Annotated in this window: 20 protein-coding genes; 16 read left to right on the top strand and 4 right to left on the bottom strand. The window is 40.4% G+C overall.

Translation table 11 applies throughout. The annotated features are described in order from the left end of the window. The first annotated feature begins 11 nt into the window (after positions 1-11). The 5 genes from rsgA (at position 12) to AC6CHH_RS00620 (ending at position 8,001) form a co-directional block, all read left to right on the top strand. On the top strand, positions 12-932 hold the full coding sequence (gene rsgA, locus AC6CHH_RS00600; protein WP_498278643.1) for a ribosome small subunit-dependent GTPase A: 921 nt from the start codon (positions 12-14) through the stop codon (positions 930-932). A 66-nt stretch (positions 933-998) separates the two neighbouring features. Continuing rightward, complete coding sequence (locus AC6CHH_RS00605; protein WP_498278645.1) at positions 999-2,810, top strand: AsmA family protein; 1,812 nt, start codon at positions 999-1,001, stop codon at positions 2,808-2,810. 53 nt (positions 2,811-2,863) lie between these two features. Then, the gene (locus AC6CHH_RS00610; protein WP_498278647.1) at positions 2,864-4,648 is read left to right on the top strand and encodes a TrkH family potassium uptake protein; all 1,785 of its coding nucleotides are present in this window, start codon (positions 2,864-2,866) and stop codon (positions 4,646-4,648) included. Positions 4,649-4,689: 41 nt separating this feature from the next. Then, positions 4,690-5,376, top strand: coding sequence for a potassium channel family protein (locus tag AC6CHH_RS00615; RefSeq protein WP_498278649.1), 687 nt, complete (start codon positions 4,690-4,692; stop codon positions 5,374-5,376). Positions 5,377-5,520: 144 nt separating this feature from the next. After that, positions 5,521-8,001 (top strand): YfhO family protein, encoded by a 2,481-nt coding sequence (locus AC6CHH_RS00620; RefSeq protein WP_498278651.1) that lies wholly within the window; start codon positions 5,521-5,523, stop codon positions 7,999-8,001. 138 nt (positions 8,002-8,139) lie between these two features. Here AC6CHH_RS00620 and rnhB read toward each other — a convergent pair whose 3' ends face one another. Beyond that, positions 8,140-8,769, bottom strand: a complete 630-nt coding sequence (gene rnhB, locus AC6CHH_RS00625; protein ID WP_498278653.1) for a ribonuclease HII — start codon at positions 8,767-8,769, stop codon at positions 8,140-8,142. 177 nt (positions 8,770-8,946) lie between these two features. On the opposite strand from rnhB, the gene AC6CHH_RS00630 reads away from it, so the two are divergent. From AC6CHH_RS00630 to fabD, 4 genes are all read left to right on the top strand, one after another. After that, complete coding sequence (locus tag AC6CHH_RS00630; protein ID WP_498278655.1) at positions 8,947-9,690, top strand: hypothetical protein; 744 nt, start codon at positions 8,947-8,949, stop codon at positions 9,688-9,690. Between the two features lie 9 nt (positions 9,691-9,699). Further along, positions 9,700-12,531, top strand: a complete 2,832-nt coding sequence (locus AC6CHH_RS00635) for an outer membrane beta-barrel protein (protein ID WP_498278657.1) — start codon at positions 9,700-9,702, stop codon at positions 12,529-12,531. 118 nt (positions 12,532-12,649) lie between these two features. Continuing rightward, on the top strand, positions 12,650-13,879 hold the full coding sequence (locus AC6CHH_RS00640) for a M16 family metallopeptidase (RefSeq protein ID WP_498278659.1): 1,230 nt from the start codon (positions 12,650-12,652) through the stop codon (positions 13,877-13,879). A gap of 30 nt (positions 13,880-13,909) precedes the next feature. Next, positions 13,910-14,794, top strand: coding sequence for an ACP S-malonyltransferase (gene fabD, locus AC6CHH_RS00645; RefSeq protein WP_498278661.1), 885 nt, complete (start codon positions 13,910-13,912; stop codon positions 14,792-14,794). A gap of 87 nt (positions 14,795-14,881) precedes the next feature. Here the strand turns inward: fabD and AC6CHH_RS00650 are convergent, their stop codons facing one another. The 3 genes from AC6CHH_RS00650 to metK form a co-directional block, all read right to left on the bottom strand. Beyond that, on the bottom strand, positions 14,882-15,760 hold the full coding sequence (locus AC6CHH_RS00650) for an energy transducer TonB (RefSeq protein ID WP_498278663.1): 879 nt from the start codon (positions 15,758-15,760) through the stop codon (positions 14,882-14,884). Between the two features lie 446 nt (positions 15,761-16,206). Beyond that, on the bottom strand, positions 16,207-17,142 hold the full coding sequence (locus AC6CHH_RS00655; RefSeq protein WP_498278665.1) for a hypothetical protein: 936 nt from the start codon (positions 17,140-17,142) through the stop codon (positions 16,207-16,209). A 215-nt stretch (positions 17,143-17,357) separates the two neighbouring features. Next, complete coding sequence (gene metK / locus AC6CHH_RS00660) at positions 17,358-18,611, bottom strand: methionine adenosyltransferase (protein WP_498278667.1); 1,254 nt, start codon at positions 18,609-18,611, stop codon at positions 17,358-17,360. A gap of 177 nt (positions 18,612-18,788) precedes the next feature. Here metK and AC6CHH_RS00665 point away from each other — a divergent pair, with 177 nt between their 5' ends. The 7 genes from AC6CHH_RS00665 (at position 18,789) to AC6CHH_RS00695 (ending at position 24,734) form a co-directional block, all read left to right on the top strand. After that, entirely contained in the window at positions 18,789-19,664 is an 876-nt protein-coding gene (locus AC6CHH_RS00665) for a diacylglycerol/lipid kinase family protein (RefSeq protein ID WP_498278669.1), read from the top strand. 16 nt (positions 19,665-19,680) lie between these two features. Continuing rightward, entirely contained in the window at positions 19,681-20,031 is a 351-nt protein-coding gene (locus AC6CHH_RS00670) for a translation initiation factor (protein ID WP_498278671.1), read from the top strand. 421 nt (positions 20,032-20,452) lie between these two features. After that, complete coding sequence (locus AC6CHH_RS00675; protein ID WP_498278673.1) at positions 20,453-21,286, top strand: MotA/TolQ/ExbB proton channel family protein; 834 nt, start codon at positions 20,453-20,455, stop codon at positions 21,284-21,286. A 100-nt stretch (positions 21,287-21,386) separates the two neighbouring features. Next, positions 21,387-22,043, top strand: coding sequence for an ExbD/TolR family protein (locus AC6CHH_RS00680; protein ID WP_498278675.1), 657 nt, complete (start codon positions 21,387-21,389; stop codon positions 22,041-22,043). 11 nt (positions 22,044-22,054) lie between these two features. Beyond that, a complete protein-coding gene (locus AC6CHH_RS00685; protein ID WP_498278677.1) occupies positions 22,055-22,612 on the top strand; it encodes an ExbD/TolR family protein in 558 nt (185 codons plus the stop codon). Between the two features lie 24 nt (positions 22,613-22,636). Beyond that, positions 22,637-23,518, top strand: a complete 882-nt coding sequence (locus tag AC6CHH_RS00690; RefSeq protein ID WP_498278679.1) for an energy transducer TonB — start codon at positions 22,637-22,639, stop codon at positions 23,516-23,518. A gap of 277 nt (positions 23,519-23,795) precedes the next feature. Continuing rightward, positions 23,796-24,734: a PstS family phosphate ABC transporter substrate-binding protein gene (locus AC6CHH_RS00695; RefSeq protein WP_498278681.1), complete on the top strand. Its 939-nt coding sequence runs from the start codon at positions 23,796-23,798 to the stop codon at positions 24,732-24,734. Positions 24,735-24,761: the final 27 nt, after the last annotated feature.

Raw genomic sequence — 24,761 nt, forward strand, 5'->3', positions numbered from 1 at the left:
CAAAAAACAATATGCGAGGACTAGTGAGAAAATCCACCGGAAGTTGGTACCACGTACTGGACCAACAAGGTAACACCTATGAATGCAGGATCAAAGGAAAGTTTAGAACCTTGGATATCAAGACGACGAATCCTATTGCCGTCGGGGATTGGGTGGAATTTGAACAAGAAGAAGGGCAGCAAAGTGCAATCATTACGAAACTTATCCCGCGTAAAAATTACATTATTCGTCGTTCGGTGAATCTCTCCAAACAAACCCAAATTATCGGAGCTAATCTGGATTTAGCGCTATTGGTTGTTACACTTGCCTCACCTGCAACCTCGACAGGTTTTATTGATCGGTTCTTAGTGACCGCAGAGGCCTATGGTATACCGGCGATGTTAGTGTTTAATAAATTAGACCTCTTCTCAGAGCAGGGATTAGAAATCCTGGAAGAGTATACACAACTCTATGAAAGCTTAGGTTATCCCTGTTATAAGGTCTCGGCTCTCCAGGGATCACATGTGGAAGACCTAAAAAAAATGCTTAAAGATAAAATAACCCTGGTCTCAGGACATTCGGGGGTTGGAAAATCCACCTTGGTGAATGCCATTATCCCCGGTTTAACCTTAAAAACAGGAGAGATATCAGAGTCCAACGATAAGGGAAAGCACACCACCACTTTTGCTGAAATGTTAGATCTTCCCTTCGGAGGCAAATTAATTGATACCCCAGGGATTCGTGAGCTGGGAATTGTGGATATACAAAAAGAAGAACTTAGTCATTATTTTCCTGAAATGAGGAAACTAATGAACCAATGCAGATTCAATAACTGCCAACACCTGAACGAACCAGGTTGTGCTGTCCAGCAGGCGGTTGCCGATGGAGAGATTGAACCTTCCCGCTTTGAGAGCTATATCAGCATCTATCAAAATGAAAATAATAGATCCTAAAGAAACATATTGGCCTTTGGTTTGTATTAAATTTGCCGAATCTCGGTAAATCTAATATATCAAACTATGAAGTTAATCTGGAAATGGATTATTGGGGTATTTTTCCTGCTGCTTATTGCCCTTGTGGGAGTAAGTTGGTATTTGAGTCATAATTGGAAACCAATTCTCGAATCCAGACTCAAAGAAACCGTAGAAAAATCAACTTCTGGACTCTATAAGCTCTCTTTGAAGGATATAGAGATGAATATTCCTTTAGGAAGCGTAACCCTTAGAGAGGTTGAATTAATTTCAGATTCTACGGTTTATAAAAAAATGGTGCTTGCACGTACAGCTCCCAATACCCGCTTCCATTTAAAAGTATCTGCACTAAAAGTGAGACGATTCGATCTCTGGGATGTGTTGATGAATAGGAAACTGTACATCCGAAGCATAGCCATTGAATCTCCGCAAGTACATATGATTAGCCAACGGCATGCCTATAATGATACCATTCGAACCCAAGCACCCAAAACCCTTTACGATAACATAAAGGATGTATTCACCTCGGTAAATGTCCGGGACATGCAACTTGAAAACATCAAGTTCAAATATTCTAAAATAGAAAACGGGAAATCTAGTGACTTGGAGCTGGATTCTGTTGGCGTGAAAATAAAAGATATTTTGGTAGATAAAACCAGCATAGGCGATACCAGCCGGTTGTATTATACAAAAATGGTTGAAATTGATGTGCCAGGGTTCGAGTATGCCCTTTCCAATGGGTTTTATAAGGCTAGCTTTGATCGCTTATTAATCAACACTCAGGACCAGAATGTGCTTTTTACAAAAGTCCGTTATGTACCCCGGATGAGCAAAAAGGAATACTTCAATACCAGAAAAGAAAACATAACCATGGTCGAACTCAAATTCGACACCCTCCGTTTTGAGCAATTGGATTTTAAACAGGTAATCGATAACCAGCAAACTATCGCCCAAAAAGTGCAGATAAAAAACGGGTCGATTTCGCTTTATAACGATAAACGATACCCTAAAAAATCAAGGTCACAAATCGGAAATGCTCCACATCAGCGCCTGATGGCAGTGAAACAGCTCATCCGTCTAGACTCGGTATTCTTGGATCAAATTGACCTTCTTTATGGAGAGTTCAGTGCGAAACATGGCCGTCAAGGTGAGATAACCTTTGAAAAGACGAATGGGGTAATTACCAACCTAACCAACGATAGTTTACTCCTGCTGAATAATCGGATCTTAAGGACCCAGGTCCAGACCCGGGTAATGGGAAAAGGACTTTTAAAGTTGGACATGGGGATGGATTTGCTAAGCAAAAACGGCGCCCACACGTACAAAGGTAGTCTGGGCAGTATGGATGCCAGAGCCTTTAATCGAATTTTGGATCCCTTACTTCGTGTGAAGATCACCTCAGGAAATATTCGTAGGGTCAGTTTTAATATGCAAGGAACTGATCGTAAAAACTGGGGTGAGTTTCGATTTGATTACACAAATCTAAAACTCAATATTGAAAATATTCTAGCACCCAAAACGAGTAAATTTAGGAAGGGACTCGCATCCTTTGTGGTAAACAGCATTTTAATAAATGAGAGTAATCCGGATGAAAAAGGAATTCACCACATCGCCAAGGTAAATTATACGCGTGTTGCTTCTCATTCTTTTTTTAAGACCATGTGGCAAAGTATGCTGGAGGGAATAAAATACTGCGCAGGCATTAGCAAGCAACGAGAAGCCAAGTTGATCGGTGCTGCTCATGAGGCCAAAGAGGTTGTACAGGAGTCGAAAAAAGTAGTGAAAAAGACCAAAAAATTTATCAATGGAATCTTCAAAAAGAAAGATCGTGGAGAGGATAAAGAGGAGGAAAAAAAATAGTTTCACGTGAAAGATTTACGTTTAAGTGCGTATTTTTTTTATAATTGTACTAGATGGACTCATTTTTTAGCTTCCTAACTTACATATTTCGGCACCGCAGAAAAAGAGTAGATCAATTTGTATTCTACGTGAGTCTGGTTTGTGCACTCACCACCATTATTCATGTGGGTTACATTACAAATCAAGAAGTTGCACAGAAAACGGAGCAGGCGGTTCTAGTGATGTATTACTTCCTATTTCTATTTGAGGTGATCCGTACAGCCTCATCGATTCTGGTGGCCCGGCGAATTACCGTTTCTCATTATACAGGTGTATTTGTTTCTGCTTATTTTATATTTATAACTCTAGCCCGGTTCAGCGGAGGGTTTTTACACCCTTTTGAAAAAGATGAGTGGATGTATCTGGGAATTGCCATTATCTTTATTTCTGAGTTGTCTAAGAGCACCTTGTTTTTTGATAATTTTTATTTTAATCCGACCATTCTATTCGTCATTAGCTTTTTAATCCTCATTTTGATTGGGTCATTCCTGCTCATGTTGCCTCGGACCACAACCCAGGCTCCATTAAGCTTTGTGGATGCTTTTTTCATGGCCACCAGCGCGGTTTGCATAACCGGACTTAGCGTAACGGATATTTCCAGTAATTTCTCTGTGTTTGGGCAATCTGTAATTATGGGTTTGATACAAGTGGGTGGGTTGGGAATCATGACATTTACTGGTTTTTTTGGTTATTTTTTCTCCGGCGGATTCTCTTTTAAAAACCAATTGATGTTTGGTGAGATATTGGGAGAGAATAAACTTAACTCGGTTATTTCAACACTTTTAACAATCATTTTTATCACCTTAATATTCGAATTTATTGGCGCAGTTTTAATTTTCAGTTCCCTGGACTCGGCGCAATTTTCATCCCTTGGTCATCAAATTTTCTTTTCGAGTTTTCATGCCATTTCTGGATTTTGTAATTCTGGATTCACCATTATCCACCAAGGCATTGGCAATGAAGTTTACCGGTTTAATTATAATTTCCAGCTTGCTTTGTCTTCCATGTTTATTTTGGGAAGCCTTGGCTTTGGAACTATTTTTAATTTCTATACCTGGGGCAGGGAAAAAGTGAAGGCCTTGATTTGCCGGTTTATTTTAAAAAGTAAGTACCGTCATAAACCTCAGGTCTTCACGTTTAATTCAAGATTTGTGGTCATGTGTAATCTCTCGGTGCTTCTGGTTGCCACGGTATCTTACTTCTTGTTGGAAAGTAAACACAGTTTACTGGCAGATGAATCGATATATGGCCGCTGGGTCTCTTCTATCTTTATGGCCAATTCATCCCGTTCGGCAGGATTTAACAGCATCGATATTAATTTTGTTTCTGTTCCAACACTGATTATGATTGTGACCCTGATGTGGATTGGTGTTTCTCCAGGATCTACCGGAGGAGGAGTAAAAGTAACCACGGTAGCCATTGCCCTGATGAACATATTTTCGCTAGCCAAAGGAAAGGAGTCTCTTGAGCTTTATAAGAGACGAATTGCCCCGGAGTCTATTAATAAGGCATTTGCTATTATGTGGCTTTCCTTTTTAAGCATTACCATTAGCTTTGTGCTGTTGAATTTTACAGATCCTGATAAAGAAATGGTACCCCTTCTTTTTGAATCCGTCTCGGCTTATACGACTTGCGGACTATCTATGGGTATAACCTCTTCACTTTCTGCGAGCGGCAAAATTGTGTTGATGTTTACTATGTTTGTTGGCAGGGTAGGTATGCTGACCTTGCTGGTCGCCTTTATTAAGAATACCAAAAACAAAAGTTATATTTATCCAACAGAAAAAATATTATTCTAAGCTGACGCATATTTTTATACCTAAAAAGCACTCTTTTAATCATGAAATACATCATACTCGGACTTGGACATTTTGGAAGATCACTCGCTATTCATCTTACAGAGCTAGGCCATGAGGTGATTGCTGTGGATAAAAAAATGACCATCGTTGAACAAAATAAAGATCGCATTACCCATACCGTGTGTCTGGACAGCACCGATCAAGAGGCTGTCAGCTCTCTTCCTCTAAAAGAGAGTCATGCCGTCATTGTTGCCATTGGCGAGGAAGAAGGGGCTAGTTTATTGACGGTAGCACTTTTAAAAAAACTGAAGGTCAAGCGCATTATAGGGCGGGTGGTTTCCGATTTGCAAAAAACGGTGTTGCAAGCCATGGATATTGATGAATACATCATGCCTGAGGAGGAAACCGCAGAGCGTTTAGCCATGCGCCTGGATAATATTGATATTGTGGATTCCTTTAAAATTTCTGAAAAATACAGTATTGTTGAGACCAAAGTGCCTGCTAAATATGTTGGGATGACCCTGAGAGAGGCCGATCTGACCAATATCTATAAAGTCATTGTTCTAACCACCATTCATGTACAAAATACGCAACAAAAGGACGGAAGCAACAAAATTTCCAAAGAGGCCTCTGGGATCGCTAAATCGGACACTGTATTGCACGAAAATGATCTTTTAGTCCTGTTCGGAGAGCTATCAAACATAACAAACCTGATCCAAAAGAGTTAAATCGAACCCCCTAAAGGAGGATAAAACCGCCTGTTGGGGCAAATAAAGAACGGGATATTCCTAATTCTGATAACTTCTTGTCAATTATTGAAATCAATTCTATATTTTTGGAGCTAGAACATTCATAATCCTTTATTAAAATACATGAAAAATTGGTTTAAGGAAAATCAGAATCACCTGATCATTATAGGGATCTTTTTATTATTAGTTGTTTTTTATTTTTCCCCTGTTTGGCAAGGTAAAACGCTATTGCAAAGCGATGTGATGCAAGCTCGTGGTTCCCAAAAAGAACTTTTTGATTTTAAGGCAAAAGATGGTAAAACACCATTATGGACCAACTCTATGTTTGGTGGAATGCCAACGTACCAAATTTGGTATGATCATACCAACAACATCACAACCCATATTGGACCCGCGATCCGTTCGGTATTTCCGCCACCGGCCGATGTCTTTTTGTTTTTCCTTTTAGGAGGATATTTCTTGTTCAGTGTGCTGAAAATTCGGCCTTGGCTGGCTGCCGTTGGTGCGATTGCTTTGGCCTTTTCCTCCTATAATATTGTGTATGTTGAGGCTGGGCACATCAGTAAAGCCTATGCCATTGCCTATATGGCACCCATTATCGGTTCTGTTATTCTCTGTTACCGGGGAAGCAGGCTTTGGGGGCCGGTCATGCTTTCGCTATTTTTAGCCTTAGAGCTTAGGGCGAACCATGTTCAGGTTACCTACTATTTATTTATTGCGATGCTTATTTTAGTAGGCTTTGAATTGTATTACGCAATTCGTGATAAAAAAGTAAAAAATTTCATGCAAGCCACCGGGCTTCAGCTAATTGGAGTTGTTTTAGCCGTTTTGGTGAATGCCTCTGTTTTATTCCCAACCTATGAATACAGTAAGCTTACCATTCGCGGAAAAGCTAATCTGAGTAAAGGGACAGACGCCCCAGCACAACCCTCGGCAGGTTTGGATAAAGAATATGCCTATGCCTGGAGTCAAGGAATAACGGAAACGCTTACCTTCTTAATTCCAGATGCTTTCGGAGGAAAAACGGGCGGCCTTTTGGGACCAGAATCCAATGTAGTAAAAACCTTAACGGGTATGGGTATTCCTCAAGCACAAGCCCTACAGGCAGCGAACTCGGCCACACCAACCTATTGGGGGGAGAAAAGCTTTACCCAGGGACCTTGGTATTTCGGGGCGGGTATCATCTTTTTGTTTATTCTAGGTGTGGTGATTGTCAAGGACCGTCTGAAATGGTGGATTCTGAGCGCTGTGGTTTTAACCCTGTTGCTCTCCTTTGGCCGACACTTTCCGCTGGTATCGGATTTATTCTTTGACTATTTTCCGATGTACAATAAATTCAGGGCTGTTGAATCTATATTGATCATTCCTGCAGTTCTTATTCCTTTACTAGCGATCCTGGCTCTTAATGAAATTATAACCAGAGGACCGCAGATTAAAGATTTAGATAAAAAAATGTTATATACGGCGTCAGGAGTTGGTCTGGTGTGCTTATCAATCGCCTTGATGCCAAGTTTGCTTGATCTTCGTACCTCGAAACATCAAGGGTATGTTTCGGAGTTAACCCAAATTCTGGGAGATCCAGGGGCTACCACGCAAGTGGTCAATGCTTTATTGAAGGATCGGGCCGATATGGCCTCAAGTGATGCCTGGCGTTCTTTCTTCATCGTCACATTAAGTTTCGGCCTATTGTGGTTGTATGTGAAGAAGAAATTTAGCGTCGCGGTACTCATTGCCGGAATCGGCGTGATTACATTGGTTGACTTATGGTCACTGGATAAACGGTATTTAAATAATGACTCATTTGTTGATAAGAGCACCTATGAGCGACCAATTCAAGAAAGGGAAGTAGATCAGTTGATTCATTTGGACAAGGATTTGTCTTACCGTGTATTCGATTTAAGTACCTCTCCGTTCCAAGATGCCAGCACCTCGTATTTTCACAAGAGTATTGGTGGGTACCATGCCGCTAAATTGATGCGCTTCCAGGAGTTGTTGGAGAATCAGTTCGATGGAAAGATCAATCAAGATGTACTGGATATGCTGAATGTCCGCTACATTATTTCCAAAGACCCGACAAACAATTCTGAGCGAATTGAGCGCAGAAGTTCTGCGCTAGGCAATGCCTGGTTTGTGGATAATATACGATTTGTAAATAGCAGCAATGCTGAAATGGATGCGTTAGACACCTTTAATCCAAAGAAAGAAGCGATTATCCACGAGGGACTTAAAGATTTGTTCGGAAAGCAAACAGTTGGAGCGCCGGTAAATGCGGACATCAAATTGGTATCCTACCATCCGGATACCATGAAATATGAATACAGTTCAGGAAGCAATGTGTTTGCGGTATTCTCTGAAATATTTTACGATAAAGGATGGAAAGCCTATGTAGATGGAAAAGAAGTGCCGATCATCCGGACTGATTACTTGTTAAGAGGACTTGCTCTTCCCTCAGGAAACCATAAGATCGAATTTGTGTTTGCACCAGCTTCAATGGCCATAGGCAATGTCATTTCATTAATAGCGTCCATCCTCATGATACTGGGCTTTGTTTTTGCCGTTTGGTTATCCTTTAAAGGCAATAAGAAACTAAAAGCGAAGGGATAATAATCCCTTTAGGGAATCCTATTTTTTACTCAGCCTACTTTGATTCTTCAAGGTAGGCTGATTTGATTTGCGACAGGGCGTAACCTGTGGAATACAAACTTCAATTGCGGTAATTAAAGGAATCTCTGAACAGGGGATTTAAATGATTGCGTTCTTTTTGGGCATCGTTGCTTTTGGTTCGGTGACCTTGAAGGTTCTTCGGTGATGTTCCGTAAAACCCAACTTAAGGACCGTTTTGCGATGATGAATGGTTGGATAACCTTTATTACTTCGCCAGTTGTATTCTTGGAAATGATCCGCTAGATTATCCATGTACTCATCCCGGTAGGTTTTTGCCAAAATAGAGGCTGCGGCGATCGATAAATATTTCCCATCTCCTTTGACAATGCAGCTGTAGGGCATATCTCCATAAGGAACAAATTTATTGCCATCGATAATCAAGTATTCGGGCTTGATGGATAATAAATCGAGCGCTCGATGCATGGCTAAATAAGACGCCTGATGGATGTTTATTTGATCAATTTCCTGGGCAGACACGCTGGCAACAGCAAAAGCTACCGCCTCATTTTCAATGATAGGACGTAATTCCATACGCTGTTTTTCCGATAGTTTTTTGGAATCATTGAGCAGTGGGTTGGCATAATCCGAAGCGAAGATCACTGCCGCAGCAAATACAGGACCTGCCAGACAGCCTCTACCAGCCTCATCGCAGCCAGCCTCCAAAAAATCCAACTGAAAACAAGGTAATAAACCAATGGAATGAATCATTGCGCTAATTTAGCAAATTGAATTTGTTCTCGAAAATAATCCGAATTGTAACTATTTTGTGATGCAATGACCTTTACATTAATTTACACTTTTTCTTATTTCCTTTGCTGATGAACATATATGGGATGTTTTCAGGAAGATCCCATTATCGTAAATCATTGGCAATATTTGAAAAAGATGTATCATAAATTATTAATAGCCTTTTTTTTTGTTTTTGCCTGTTCTGTGGCTAGTGCGCAGAAAAAAAAGGGAAAGGACCTTCGGTTTTTAGCACAGATCCCAGTGCAGGTAGATGGAGATATTGAGGAATGGCAAGGCCAACTCAGTCCCATCGATCCGGATTCCAGCTGGAGCTTTGCGGTAAGTAATGATGCCCAGTATATATATGTAGCCCTGGAGATACGGGATCAATCCTTAGTTGCGCAATCTGCCCGATATGGAATCAAGGTAAACATAAACCCCCAGGGGAAAAAAAGAGAAGGGGCTCGACTTTTTTTTCCAACACCTGATGCGGAGTCGTTAAGGGCATTGGGAAACGAAGAAAATTTGGACCAGATGAATGTTCCCCAGGAGCTCATCAAACGCAGCCGAGGGTATAATCTATACGGTTTTGCTCGCATTGTGGATGGTAGTTTATCGCTTGAAAATACCTATGGCGTTCTTGCCAAAGCTAAATTGACCGCTCAAAACAGACTGATCTACGAGTCTAGAATTCCTATATCAGCGATTGGAATTGAAGATGGAGAAAAACCCATCGCTTTAAGCATTGAAATTAATACCCAATTTTCGCAGTTGCAAAAAGCACTCAAGAAAAAGCAGAATCAACGAACCAACCGTTATGGTGGGTACCAACCCAGTCTGAAATCTCCTTATAAAATGGATACCGAGATCTGGATAGTGGATGTATTGAATAAGAATTAGAAGATAGCTATGAATAGTAAAATTTTTAAAGCCGTAATGATACTTTGCCTGATGAGTATTGGGGCAAACCTAAAAGCCCAAAGTGGGCGTCTAGTGCAAGGCATGTTAAGAGATACAGAATCCAGGCCAATTTCAGGAGCTTCAGTCCGACTTTTCTCTGCGCAGGATACTATGGCGACCAGCTCCAACAATGCTGGATTTTATACCTTTGAGAACGTGAAAGCAACCAAATTCACCATTCAGGTGAGTAGTCTAGGTTTCGACACATTCAGCAAACAAGTGGATTTTCCATTGGGCGAAAACGTGATCAGAGTTCCAAGTTTTGAACTGGCTGTTAATTCAAAAGAAATAGAGGAGGTCGTGATTAATGGTGTTTTAACCATTCAGGTTAAAGGTGATACGGTTGAATACAGCACCAAGGACCTAAAGCTTCGTGAGGGATCCGTGGCCGAGGATGCCCTAAAAAAACTCCAAGGAGTGGAAGTTGATAAGGACGGAAATGTCACCGCTCAAGGAGAATCGGTGACCAAAGTTCGAATCAATGGAAAAGATTTCTTTGGTGGAGACGTTAAGACAGCCACAAAAAACCTCCCGGCGAATATAATCGAAAAGATTCAAGTTGTGGACGATTATGGCGACATGGCAAACATCACTGGAAATAAAAGTGGTGATTCGGAGAAGATAATCAATATACAAATAGACCCAAAATACAATAAGGGGTATATGACCACCCTTCGTTTTGGTTATGGTACGGAAAAACGATACCAGGCTACAGCGATGTGGATGGGTATGACGGACAAGTCGCAGGTTTCTGTTTTAGGAAATTTAAACAACATCAACGCCCCGCTGTTTGACTTCAATACCATGGGCTCTGGAGCTCGTAACCGTCAAGGTGGCGGAGGAAGGTCCTCAGGCATGTTTGGGAGTAGAGATGGCCTAACCGATGTGGGATCAATTGGGTTGAATATCCGTCATGATTTCTCTGAAAAGTTAAAAGTTTATGGAAACTATTCTTTTGGTCGGGATGACAATAAAACCTTGACCAACCGGATCAATCAATACGTCTTTACAGAAGGTACGCAAGAAGAATCGAGTAGTCTGGATGCCAATACCATCTCCGCAAGTCACCGTTTGGAGGCGAACTTAGAATGGAACATTTCAGACAATGATTACATCAAGTTGACCCCGCAGTTTGGGTTTAACGACACCCGGGTGAATTCAACTTCCATAAGCCAGTTTTTTGATGTGGATGGAACCTTAAGCAATAAAGACCAGGAGACACTGGCATCCAACTCACAGGTACCGAGGTATAGTTTGTCAGGGCTTTACAATCGTAAACTTGGTGAGAACGGACGTAACCTCTTTATTAATTTCAATTACGACAATGCGCCAACCACAAGCGATTTCGACCGGGTCCTGGATCGTCTGATTAACGATCCAAACAACGCAGGAAGTACCATGAGTGAAATTTATCAGCGTACCCTACAAGAAGTTAATAACAAAAGCTGGAACGCAGGAACCAGTCTGTCCTATACCGAACCGGTATCAACAAATGGGAAAATCGAATTAACCTATGATCTAAACATCAATAATTACGTGAACAAGCGGTATCAAGATGCCTTTGATGAGAATGGGGCAGAATATCCGAACGACGACCAAAGTGTTGTTAATTTTCACTACGATCAGGATTACGCTTTTACGACCCATCGCATCGGGGCAAACTATGCCTTTGAAAATGATAAAGTAAAATATTCCGTAGGGGCAGCGGTTCAACCTTCTTTATTAAAAGGAAACGCCTCTAGCGATACCGAAAATACCCTAATCGATCGCAAGAATTTAAACGTGATGCCTATTGCACGTTTTGAATATAAATTCTCAAGACAAAAGAACCTTAGCGTTAATTATTCGGGACGCTCTTCTGAGCCAAGTCTGGATCAAATCCTTCCTTACGAGGTGAGTTTGAATGAAACCAACAAAACCTATGGAAATCCGAACTTGGACCCAGAATTCGAACACCAATTGAGAATGCGTTATCGGGGTGGAGACTTTCAAAAAGGAAATGTATTCTTCGCTATGTTAAGAGGAAATTTGACCAACAATAAAATTGTTTCATTTGTGAAAAGAGTACCGGATCCGCAGAAAGGGTTATTACAAGAAACGCGTTATTTAAATGAAAAAATTGATCCTGTATATGGCGTGGGGACCTTCTATCATTTCGGTAAATCCATAAAAGAGAAAACGTATAACATTATGCTAATGGGAGGGATTAACTTTAACAAACATGTTTCCTATACCTCCAATGACATAGATGCCGAGCAAGGTCTAAAGAATATCGCTAACAACTGGGTGTTCAATCAAGGGGTTATGTTCAGATACAATCCTTCAGAGAATTTTGAAATCAATCCAGGAGTTCGTTATGCCTATAACTTCACCAAGAATTCTTTAGGAAGCATGAATAACAACGTGTCAACCTGGACTCCGACCTTGATTGGATCGGTGAACTTGAGCCCTACCACTATTTTTGGTGTCGATTTATCAAAGAGCTTCAACAAGGGGTACGGAGACTTAAGTGATGCAAATCCCTTTATCATCAATACCTTTGTTGAGCAAAAGCTAATGAAAGATGACCGGGCGACAATTCGTCTTCAAGCCTTTGATTTGCTCAACGAACAAACCAATTTAAACAGGACTGTGCAAGACAACATCTATTCGGATACACAAACCAATCGTTTGGGAAGGTATTTTATGTTAACCTTTACCTTTAAACTACAGAAATTCTCTGGCGTTCCCCCGAGCCAGGACAATGAATTCCCTGGGGGAATGCGAAGACCAAGAATGTAGTGAGAAAAAAGGAGTAAAAAAGAGCGGTTGTCAGTACAGGCAACCGCTCTTTGTTTGCGGCTGAGAAATGGGCAGAAAGAAGAGTCCCAGTTATCACTTGTATTCCCTACTTTTGTGCATGGATCATAAAATTTTCCAATTAGAGAATGGGTTGCGCATTTTGTTGCATCCTCACGAGTCAACCATAACACATGCCTGTATACTCATCGACGCTGGATCGCGGCATGAGCGAAGCGGTAAATTTGGAACAGCACATTTTATTGAACACTTACTTTTTAAAAGAACTCAGCGCCGCGGGACCAATCAGATCCTCAATCGCCTAGAAGTGGTTGGAGGGGACCTGAATGCGTATACCACCAAAGAATATACCTGTGTCCATGCCTCGTTTTTAAATCCTTATTTAGAGCGAACTTTGGACCTTTTCGAAGACATTATCTTTCACTCGACATATCCTACAGAGGAAATGGAAAAGGAAAAAGGAGTGATTCTGGATGAGATGGCTTCTTACCAAGATAGTCCTGAGGAATCAATTATGGATGATTTTGAAGATTTACTCTTCCAGGGAACGGGGCTTGGCCATAATATTTTAGGACTAGAGGACGATTTAAAGTCGATTTCTCAGCAAGATATCAAAGACTTTACACGCGAACATTACACCACCTCAAATATCATTATCGCCATTTCGGGGAATTACACAGAAAAAAAGGTACTTGCTTATGGACAGAAAATATTTGGTGAGTTAACGCCCACTCCTTGGCATAGAGCGCTCCTTACAGATGTGGCCGTGAACGTGAAACAAGTCAAACAGCAAAAACCGATAAATCAAGCGCATTATGTGCTAGGAAGTAAAGGTTATAGCATTTTCGATGATCGCAAAACCGGTCTTTTGCTGTTAAATAACCTTCTTGGTGGTTTTGGGATGTCCTCAATTTTGAATTTAAATATCCGGGAGAAATACGGCATTGCCTATACCATCGAGTCCAACTACAGCATGTACGCAGATACCGGCCTATTTAGCATTTATTTTGGAACCGATGAAGAAAAGGTTGATAAGGCACTTTCTCTGGTGCACAAAGAACTAAAAAAATTAAGGGATGAACCGTTAAAGGAAACTTTCCTGCAACGTGCCAAAAATAAATTTAAGGGGCAAATTGCCCTTGCAGAGGAAAGCCGCATGAGTTTAATTATTGCTGAGGCAAAAAATATTCTTGATTATGGACACGTAATTGGTCTGCGGGAAGTCTTTGAAAAAATAGATTTGGTGAGTTCTCAGGATATATTAGCAATCGCCAATGAGGTACTGAGTGATAAAAATCTCTCTTCACTTTCTTTCCTTCCCGAAGATTAAGTTTATTTTTGATAAATAAAAGAATTCTATATGAAGACAGCGTATATTTTCCCCGGTCAGGGCGCACAATTTGTTGGTATGGGCCAGGATGTTTATAGTTTAAATGAGCAAACAAAGGAATTGTTTGAAAAAGCAAACGAAATCTTAGGTTTTCGAATTACCGATATTATGTTTCAAGGTACCGAAGAAGATTTAAAACAAACCAATGTTACCCAGCCAGCCATATTTTTACATTCCGTGATTCTGGCGAAAGCGTTAGGAGAAGATTTCCAACCCTCGATGGTTGCAGGTCATTCTCTTGGTGAATTTTCTGCTTTGGTCGCCGCTGGTGCCCTTTCGTTTGAGGATGGTTTACGTTTAGTTGCCAAAAGAGCAAATGCGATGCAAGAGGCAACTGAGCTTCAGGCCGGAACCATGGCCGCTATTTTGGGGTTAGAGGATGAGATCGTCGAGGAAGTATGCCAGGGGATTGATGATGTGGTTGTGGCTGCAAATTACAACTGCCCGGGTCAATTGGTTATCTCAGGGAGCATAGAAGGTGTCGATGAGGCTTGCGAGAAGCTCTTGCAGGCAGGAGCAAAACGCGCTTTAAAATTAAATGTTGGCGGAGCGTTCCATTCCCCGTTGATGGAGGCTGCAAAGCAAGAACTACAGGCAGCCATTGAAGAGGTAACGATTCAAGCCCCGATATGCCCAATTTATCAAAATTACGACGCCCAACCTTATGTTGAGCCTAGTCAGATCAAAGCGAATTTGATTTCCCAATTAACTGGAGCTGTTCGTTGGAGACAAACCATAGAAGCGATGTTGGCTCAAGGGGCTGAAAATTTTGTAGAAGTGGGGCCAGGAAACGTCTTGCAAGGCTTGGTTAAGAAAGTAAACAGACAGATTCCGACAGCCTCAGCAAGTATCTAAAAGAATAGAAACTACATACTGGTTTGTCTATAAAAAAGGGAAAATCTAAAGATTTTCCCTTTTTTATAGACAATTATCCATCAGGAGTTACATTTGAGAAAGGTCTAAGCGGATCGGCAATGAATAACGAACGGGTACTTTGCGTCCATTCTGAACAGCAGGATTCCATTTTTTCGATTTCTTCAAGGCATTGATTGCAGCCTGAGCTGTCCCGTATGATAAATCTTTTACTATCTCGATATCCGTCAAATTGCCATTTCTATCAATAACAAAGGATAATTCTACAGTCCCTTTCACCCCAGCATCGATTGCTGCTTGCGGATATTGATACGCATTAAAAACAAATTTACGGAATTCTTCAATCCCCCCAGGATAGGATGCCGGCACCTCAACCGATTCAAAGTCGTAAACCTTATTTGGGTCTCCACCTTCAACTCCTTTGGTTGAACCTGTAATGGCTCCATCAACCTTGTTAGGACCAAACTCACCCGTTGGAACACCTGTCGCGCCTGGTGTAGCTTTCAGCGTCATTCGGGCCGGTGTTGCATTTTTTTCCTTGATTTCTTGCTGGGAAACCAAGTCTTCTTTCACCCGGTTTGCATCCACAACGATCGCCTCAGGGAAGCGAATCAGATCCACGGCGGGGGGATCCTGGGCAATACGCTCAGGTGGCGCTTCTTCTTCCGGAAGAGGTTCTTCAATTGGGGGATCCGGTACGACCAGATCCTCCAGGGTAACCGGACTCGAAATCTGCACAGCGGGAGTCTCAATCTGAGGAAAAACAGTGATATTGAAGACTTTTAAAGCCACCAAAGAGAGTACTAGGGCGGAGACCGAAAATAAAGCGATATTGGTTGCTTCTGGTCCAAACTTACGTAAGGCATAAGCTCCATATTCCTTATTTCTATTCTCAAAAACAACCTCTAACCACTCATTTTTAAATAAATCTAATTTTGCACCTATCATGTTTTTATGAGTTATGCTGATAACTACCACGATGGAATCAAAACACGCACAAAACCTTTTCCTTCAGATTTTATTGTGTATGACATTCACGCGAGTAACATCGGCTGTGTATTAAATCATTCAAAATGCGGTGGGGCGCCCAATCTCATTTGAAATGATGATGCTTTGTTTGCGCAGATTCCATAAAAATACAACAGATAAAATAATCTGGAACCTAATCTCAAGATGATTATTGGCTTATTTACAGCATCTTAAGAGTTTTAAAAGATTTTTTAGACGACGGGTGTTTCTTGAAATAAGGAACAAAAAACCCCGAGACATGCTCAGGGCCTTCATTGAAATGGATGTATCCACTTAACCTGTAGAATGAATTGATTTGGACAGAATCAACCAAATTGCGGCGACCCAATTTCATCATCCAATCCCACAAATCAACTAGCGCTCCACTAATATGTTAACTTCGCAAAATCAACTTTGGCCTTCTCAAGCTGAGTGAACCAATCTTGACCATTTTTATCTTTTGTCCCAAAAGCCGTTACAGCCATCTCTCTTAGATCCTTACCTGCTGCAGCACTCCAAAAATGTACGAACTCGCCCATATTCATATTCCGAGTATACTTTTTGCCACCAGAAATAGGTTCGGTGGGAAAATTCTCACTCAACATTTTGAAGAAATTATTCAGCACTTTTGTCTGCCCATGATTCTTATAAATGGGGTAAAACCAGTCCTTGTACCAGTGTGTATTCGCTCTAGGAAAATCATCAGTCTGGCCAAGCATACGATTATGCCATGATTCCGCCTTTTCACTCAGACCAATACCTTTATAGAGGTCATATTGATATATTTCCATCCACTTGCTATCGCCCCAGATCGAAAAAGCCGGTGACTCCAGGGTTTGATAAGCACAACTTTCTACGATATGACCAATCTCGTGCGCTAGAATATCCAGGGGTTGCCCTGTGCTGTCGCTCCAAGAGTTTTTTTCTAAGCCAATATCGACCACGTTATTGTACCCATGACTAGCACTCAGATAATAGGCCGGATGTCCTCCGAAGTACTTGTCGGCATGCAAAATGACCTTAAGTCGGTTATCCTCTCCAAATCCACCATAGGTGTTCCATGAATATTTCCACATCTGACTGGCAATCCTTACTGGCCAGGTAATCGCTGTATCCATGTCGTCGTCATAATAGAGCGCGATATATTTCGCGTAATCCTGCAGCTTGACAATCTGCCTGTGCTCAAACCAATCTTCCTGCCAACTGGCTGCAGGAGGATCTTGCTCGTCAATATCGGGGTCAGGAGCAGCATTTTTCTTAGTACATGTACACAATAAGATAAACACAATCAGGGTGCTTCCCAATAGCATAAATTTTCTCATAGTTTTCGTTTTATAAATTGATTTCTAAACGTATACTTTTAATAAACAGTACCTAATAAACAGTACCTAAAGGGAAACGGTTTTCGGGTAGCAATTCGTACGTGGTATTTCCATTATAACCGACTAAAGCTCTTTATTTAAGAATGTTAAGCTGGTTGGGATAATAAAAAACCCCGAGACATGCTCAGGGTTCTCCTTGAAATATGTATAATTACTTATAATGCAAATGCTTTTTTAACCTGCTCTACGTAGTCCAATCTCTCCCACGTAAATAGATTTACTTCAATCGTTTTGCTTTCACCGTTTGAGGTTTCAAAGGTTTTATTAACTGTTTTCGGTGTTCTTCCCATATGCCCATAGGCTGCGGTTTCAGAATAGATAGGGTTTCGAAGACCTAATCGGGTTTCAATACCGTAAGGCGTCATGTCAAACAATTCACCAATTTTATTTGCAATCTCTGAGTCACTCATCTTTACCTTACTCGTGCCGTAGGTATTCACGTAGATTCCCATCGGGTCCTTCACTCCAATCGCATAGGATATTTGAACCAATAGCTCATCAGCCACACCCGCGGCTACTAAATTTTTTGCAATGTGACGTGTTGCATAAGCGGCCGAACGGTCAACTTTTGAAGGGTCCTTACCAGAGAACGCACCACCACCATGACCACCTTTTCCGCCGTAGGTATCCACGATAATTTTCCGTCCCGTAAGACCGGTATCACCGTGAGGTCCACCGATGACGAATTTTCCAGTGGGATTAATGTGGTATTTAATATCATCTGTAAACAAAGCTTGTAATTCAGGTTTAAGTTGGGCTTTCACCCGAGGCACTAAAATCTGAACAATATCTGCTTTGATTTTTTCTTGCATTTCTTTTTCACCGGCAAAATCATCATGCTGAGTAGAAATAACAATAGTATCGATGCGAATCGGTTTATGATTATCATCATATTCCAGGGTCACCTGAGACTTAGCATCCGGGCGAAGGTATTTGATTTCTGAATCTTCTCGTCTTAGGGCGGCAAGTTCAAATAGCAAACGATGGGAAAGATCCAGAGCCAATGGCATGTAGTTCTCTGTCTCATTATTTGCATAACCAAACATGATTCCTTGATCACCGGCCCCTTGTTCTTGTCTAGATTTCCGGTCTACTCCTTGGTTGATGTCTGCTGATTGTTCATGGATAGCGGAAAATACCCCACATGAGTTCGCCTCAAACATATATTCAGACTTCGTATAGCCGATATCCCGGATTACCTGACGCGTAATTTTCTGTACATCAAGATAAATGTTGGATTTTACTTCTCCCGCTAGGACAACCTGTCCAGTGGTAACCAAAGTTTCTATTGCAACCCGAGCATTTTCATCCCATGCCAGGAAGTTATCAATTAAAGCGTCCGAAATTTGATCTGCAATTTTATCTGGATGTCCTTCAGAAACAGATTCGGAGGTAAATAAATATGCCATATGTGTTTAAATGAATTTTAGCACTTTTTTTCAGTGGTTGCAATCTCCCATCAGCATCAGATATAATGCATTATGCAAATCAGTCCACCATTTGTGTGGCACAAAGCTACAATACTTTGTAATATTTAAAAAGTATTTCACTCAAATTATTATCTTTAACCGAATTAAAACAAGGTGATGACAAAAAAACGGATTCTGTTCGTAATCAATCCTATATCTGGAGGAAAGAAGAAAACTGCATTCAATAAGCAGGTACTTGAGGTGTTGGATTTAAACCGGTTTGACCCAACGTTTAAGCTAACCAACCACGCCAATCACGCCTATGAATTAGCCAAATCGGCGATTGATGAGCATTATGATGCGGTGATAGCGGTTGGCGGAGATGGGACTATTAACGAGATCGGTTCCGCTTTGGTGGGCTCCAATATACCCTTGGGTATTATCCCTGAGGGATCCGGCAATGGTTTAGCTCTCTATTTAGGAATACCTATGAATGAATCAGCCGCCTTACGCCGGATAAACCGTTTCGAGACCTTATTAATAGATTGCGCGAAAGTAGCGGATAATTATTTTTTTAATATGGCGGGGCTCGGTTTTGATGCGAGTGTTAGTGATAAATTCGCTGGTCAGACCTTCAGAGGCCCTGCTGGTTATTTAAAAACAGTCCTCAATGTCTTGAGCAACTACAAACCCAAAAAATATGAATTAATTATTGATGGCACCGCTTATGAGCGGGAGGCCTTTATGATTTCAGTAGCCAATTCACCACAATACGGGAACAATGCCTACATCGCGCCAAATGCCTCGGTTACCGATGGTCTTTTGGACGTTTGCATCGTCCATAAATTTCCATTGTACTCCCTTCCGATGATGGTTTTTCATTTATTTAATAAAACAGCCGACCAGTCCGAGTATGTAGAAATTATACCGGGGAAAAAGATAACCATTAGACAAGAAGGAGGATCTCCAGGGCATTTAGACGGGGAGTCGATGGACCTAGGTAACCAGATTGATATTGAGGTAATGGCGAAATCGCTCAATATTATTTGTTAAAAAAAAGCCAAAAGAAATGAGCAAGCACAAAAAACAACGCTTCGAGGGCGTGGTATATTCCACCGCAGATGATTTTCAGTACCAGGATAACCAAGTTGAGGAAAATCAGCAAACCTTACCCGCCAATAAACAAAAAGTAAAAGTGGGACTGGACAAAAAGTCCCGTAAGGGAAAGGTAGTGACGTTAATCACGGGATTTATTGGTTCACAAGAAGATTTGGAGGCTTTGGCCAAGGTTTTGAAGCAAAAATGTGGTGTTGGAGGGAGCGCAAAAGACGGAGAAATATTGATACAAGGAGATTTTAAAGAAAAAATTATCCAATACTTAATGGATCAGAAGTTCCAGGTAAAATCATTTGGTGGATAATTCAAGCAAGGTCTCTAAATGTTTAAGAAACAAAGAAGTAATTGATTTTGAGCAGGACTAAATTTCTCTTTGTATAGTTCTCCATGTGAGTGAATACTTACTTATTTTTTACATTTAACGATTTGATAATTTGCATATCAAAAAAAAAATGGTTTTCATTGTAAAAAAATAAACAGAAATGTTCAACCGTTGTGTGATAGAAAAGAATAGCCATTGATGTAGAACTGCTGAAGAATATCAATGGATGAGTACAAGACCCAATAAACGGTGAAAAACCGGATATCTTCATTTTAATTTTGGTTTTAACAGAAAATGTTATATTTGTTTTGAATTTACGTAATGTAAGGGCATTTAGTTTACATAAAATTGAATTTAACTTTAATAATTAAACAACAGTAAAAAATCTAAAAATTAGTAAAAAATGGCAAACGCACCAAAAACTACATCAGCCCCAGCTAAGCAAGAGAGCGGTAATGCGGGTAATTTATTTGCGAGTTTAGCAATTATCATTTGTTTAATCATTGGTTTCTTGGTTTACAAATTCGTAATGGGAGATCCTGCAAACTTTATTGATAATAACCCAGAGAACCAACCATTACCAGGTAACTATTTAGGTATGGTATACCACGCTGGATATGTGGTTCCGGTACTTATCGGATTATTCTTAATGGTATTTGTTTTTTCAATCGAGCGTTTTATTGTAATTGGTAAAGCTTCTGGAACTGGAAACGTAGGAAATTTTGTGAGAAAAGTACAAGGTTTATTAAGAACCGGTAACATTGACAGTGCAATCTCTGAATGTGATAAACAAAAAGGGTCTGTTGCAAATGTAATTAAAGCAGGTCTTTTGAAATACAAAGACGTTGAAGCTCATCCAGGCTTAGACACAGAAAAATCTATATTAGCTATTCAAAAAGAAATTGAAGAAGCTACTACCTTAGAAATGCCAATGTTAGAGAAAAACTTAACAGTTATCGCTACATTAGTTTCTATCGGTACATTAACAGGTCTATTAGGTACAGTAACAGGTATGATTAAAGCATTCTCGGCTTTAGCAACTGGTGGTACTCCTGACTCGGCAAAATTAGCAAATGGTATCTCTGAGGCCTTGATCAACACGGCTACAGGTATCGGTACATCTACAGTTGCTATTATTTTCTATAACCTTCTTACTTCTAAGATCGACACATTAACATATTCTATCGACGAGGCTGGTTTCTCAATTGTACAAACGTACGCAGCAAACCACAAATAAGAATGAGTGCAAAATAATTGAACATTTTTTATGGAATGTTTAGTTAAAAAGCATCATGATTACAAACGAAATAGAGTGTACAATTTAAAGAAGTAAAGAAATGGGAAAAGCAAAAGTAAAAAGAGCCAGCACGACGATCGATATGACCGCGATGTGTGATGTATCTTTCTTACTTCTTACCTTCTTCGTTTTGACAGCAACTGCTCGTCAACCTGAAACACTTATTGTAGATACTCCTGCATCAACTACCTTGGATAAATTACCAGACGACAATTTGGCAATCATCACAGTAGGAGATAAAGGGAAAGTGTTTTTCACGATCAAAAATCCTAATGTTAAGGAAATGACTTTGAAAAATATGTCTGCTAAATACGGTGTTGCTTTCTCCGAAGAAGATTATGAGAAGTTCAAAGGCCTACAAGATTTTGGCGTGCCTTTCAAGCAATTACGTGCTTTGCTTTCGTTAAAGTCGGATGCCCGTACGCTTGAAGTTCAACCAGGAATTACCGTTGATAGTACTGAAGAACTATCAAATGAATTATACCACTGGGTTCAACAAGCAAGATTGGCAACGGTTGAATTCAACCGTGACCGTGAAGCTGCTGAAAAGAATTTCACCAATCCAGGTCCATTGACAATAGCGATCAAAGCAGATGCTGAAGAGAAGTATGCAGTAATGAATTTGATTATTGAAACCCTGAGAAACCAAAAACAAAACAAGTTCAGTTTTGTAACCGGTTTACGTCAGGAAAATTAACAAAATAAAAAATGGCTGAATTAAATCAAGACTCCGGCGGAGGCAAAAAAGGTGGTAAAGTTAGGTCGAAGAAAAACGGAGGTAGGGTAGATTTAACCGCGATGGTGGATCTTGCTTTCCTTCTGATTACCTTCTTCATGCTAACAACCTCTTTGAACAAGCCACAAGCCATGGATGTTAACATGCCTGATAAGAATAAGGATAAAACTGAACTGAAGCCCGAAATTGAAATCGCGGACAATCGTTCCATCACCTTATTATTAGGTTCTGATAACAAAATTGCTTGGTATTATGGACAATTGGCTAATCCAATTTCTGCGCCAGCTGTAGTGGACTATAGCAAAGAGGGAATCCGTAAAATCATCCTAGAGAAGAAAGCACAGGTTCCTCAGGTAGCAGGTGGTAAAGACTTAATCGTCGTTATTCGTCCAAGCGATAGGGCTGTTCAACGAAATATCGTTGACATATTAGATGAAATGAAAATAACTGATGTTAAACGTTTTATGATCTCGAAAATCAAACCTGAAGAAATTGAGGTTTTGGAATCGAATGGAATCTATAACGAATAATTAATCAGTAAAATAAGGAAAAACATGATTGGTTCAAAATTAGATTTATTTAAGAAAGAATGGCTTGACGTCGTTTTTGAAAATAGAAATAAAGAATATGGAGCTTATGCCTTACGTAAGTTTGCGCCAAGAGCGACCAATATTGCACTATTTTCAGTATCCGCTGTCGTTCTCTCTTTGGTGGCTTTAAAAGCCTTCGATATCAATATTTTTCCTGAGAAAGTAGCTGAGGAAGTAGAAGTTGTGACTCCGGTAACTTTAGAGGATTTGGAATTACCTGAACCTCCACCGGAAGAAGAACCTCTTCCAGAAGAAGAAGCTCCTCCTGAACGTATTGCAGAGGAACCACCGGCAGAAGACTTAATCCGTTTTCCAGAGCCGAAGGTTGTTGATGCAAGACAGGTAACGGAAGAGGTGGTATCTCAGGAAGAAATCAAAGAAAAAGACGCCACACCGGCTCGGATTACCCTGAAGGGTACCCCAGGAGCAACAGGCGTTCCAACTGGAGAGTTTGGCCCTAAAAAAGTTGAGGGAGCCATTACAGGTTCAACTAAAGGAGTTGAAGGCGGAGACCCGAATAAGGTTTACGACTTTGAGTCAGTAGAGGTGCCCGCATCTTATCCAGGAGGGATTAATGAATTCCGTAAATTTGTTAACAGCGCTTACCAATATCCGCAATCAGCGATTGAAGCTGGGGTAAAAGGTACCGTAGAATTATCGTTCGTAATTGATAGAAATGGTAATTTGACCGATATCAAGGTGGTAAAAGATTTATCATACGGAACAGGCCAGGCTGCAATCAATGCATTGAAGAAATCGAAAAAATGGAATGCTGCCGTTCAAAATGGACGTAAAGTACCGGTTCGTTATTCATTGCCGATTCGCTTAGACCTTTCACAAATGTAATTCGATATGTCGAATCATTTAAAAAGAAATAATTTTAGACAGAAATCGCCCACACAGCGATTTCTGTCTATTTTAGGACTTTTCATGTTTGCGTTTTATTTTACCTTGGGCTTACTTATTATTTTTTGGAAAAATTTTCCACTAGAGATAGACCCAACCTATAAAACCATATTTGGAATCCTATTAATCGTATATTCATTTATGCGGTTCGCTCGTCTGTGGCAGAATAATTTTAGAAATTAATTAATCCTTTTCAGGTTTATTTATTCCAAATAATATGAAGTTAACTAATTTTGTATCGTTGTTGCTGCTTGCTTGCGTGTTGATGATTTCTAGTTGTTTTAATCCTCAGGAGAAACAGACTGCGGATCAAGACAGCGTAAAACAACATCAGAATGATATTTTGACAGGTGAAATCTCTGTGATTGTCGATGAGGCTATATTGCCGATCGCCAGTGAGCAGGTCGAGGTGTTTAAAACCTCATATACAGGTTCAACGATCAAACTGATTCCTCTACCTGAGAGAGAGGCTATCAATGCGTTGATTGAAGGACAGGCAGAAATTGCCATTTTAGCGAGAGAATTGACAGCAGCCGAGAGTTCAGGGTTTAAGAGCCGTGAGATTCGTCCAAGAATCTTTCCAATTTTTTATGATGGAGTCGTTTTTATAAATAATATTGCTTCCGCAGATACTTCAATTGACATTAATTCGTTAACTACATTGTTGAAGGGAGAAGACCAGAGTAATACCTTGGTGTTTGACAACATTAATTCCAGCACTGTTCGAATGGTGAAGGATTTAACGAAGGTGGAAAAAATTTCTGCACGTTCTGTGAAAGCCCTTAAAAATTCAAAAGATGTGGTTGAAATGGTTTTAAAAGATAACAAAGCCATCGGGATCATGTCCTACGGACAATATATGGATTGCAGAAGGCAATTTGGAGATGAAAATAAAATTCGTATCTTAAGCCTTCAAAGTCTGAAAGACGGTCAACCAGTCGGGTTCTATAAACCCTCTCAGACGACATTTGCAACGAATGAATACGCATTGAAATCGACTTTTTATGTGTTGAATTACCAACCCAATATGGGGTTGGGCATAGGTTTTTCTGCTTTCTTAACAGGAGACCGTGGACAAAGGATTGTCCTTCGTTCAGGCTTATTGCCTGTAACAATGCCAGGAAGAGAAATTATTATTAGAGAGAATATAAATTAGTTAATAACAAAGAGTAAATAATATATT

The sequence above is a fragment of the Sphingobacterium sp. GQ94 genome, assembly GCF_059758715.1.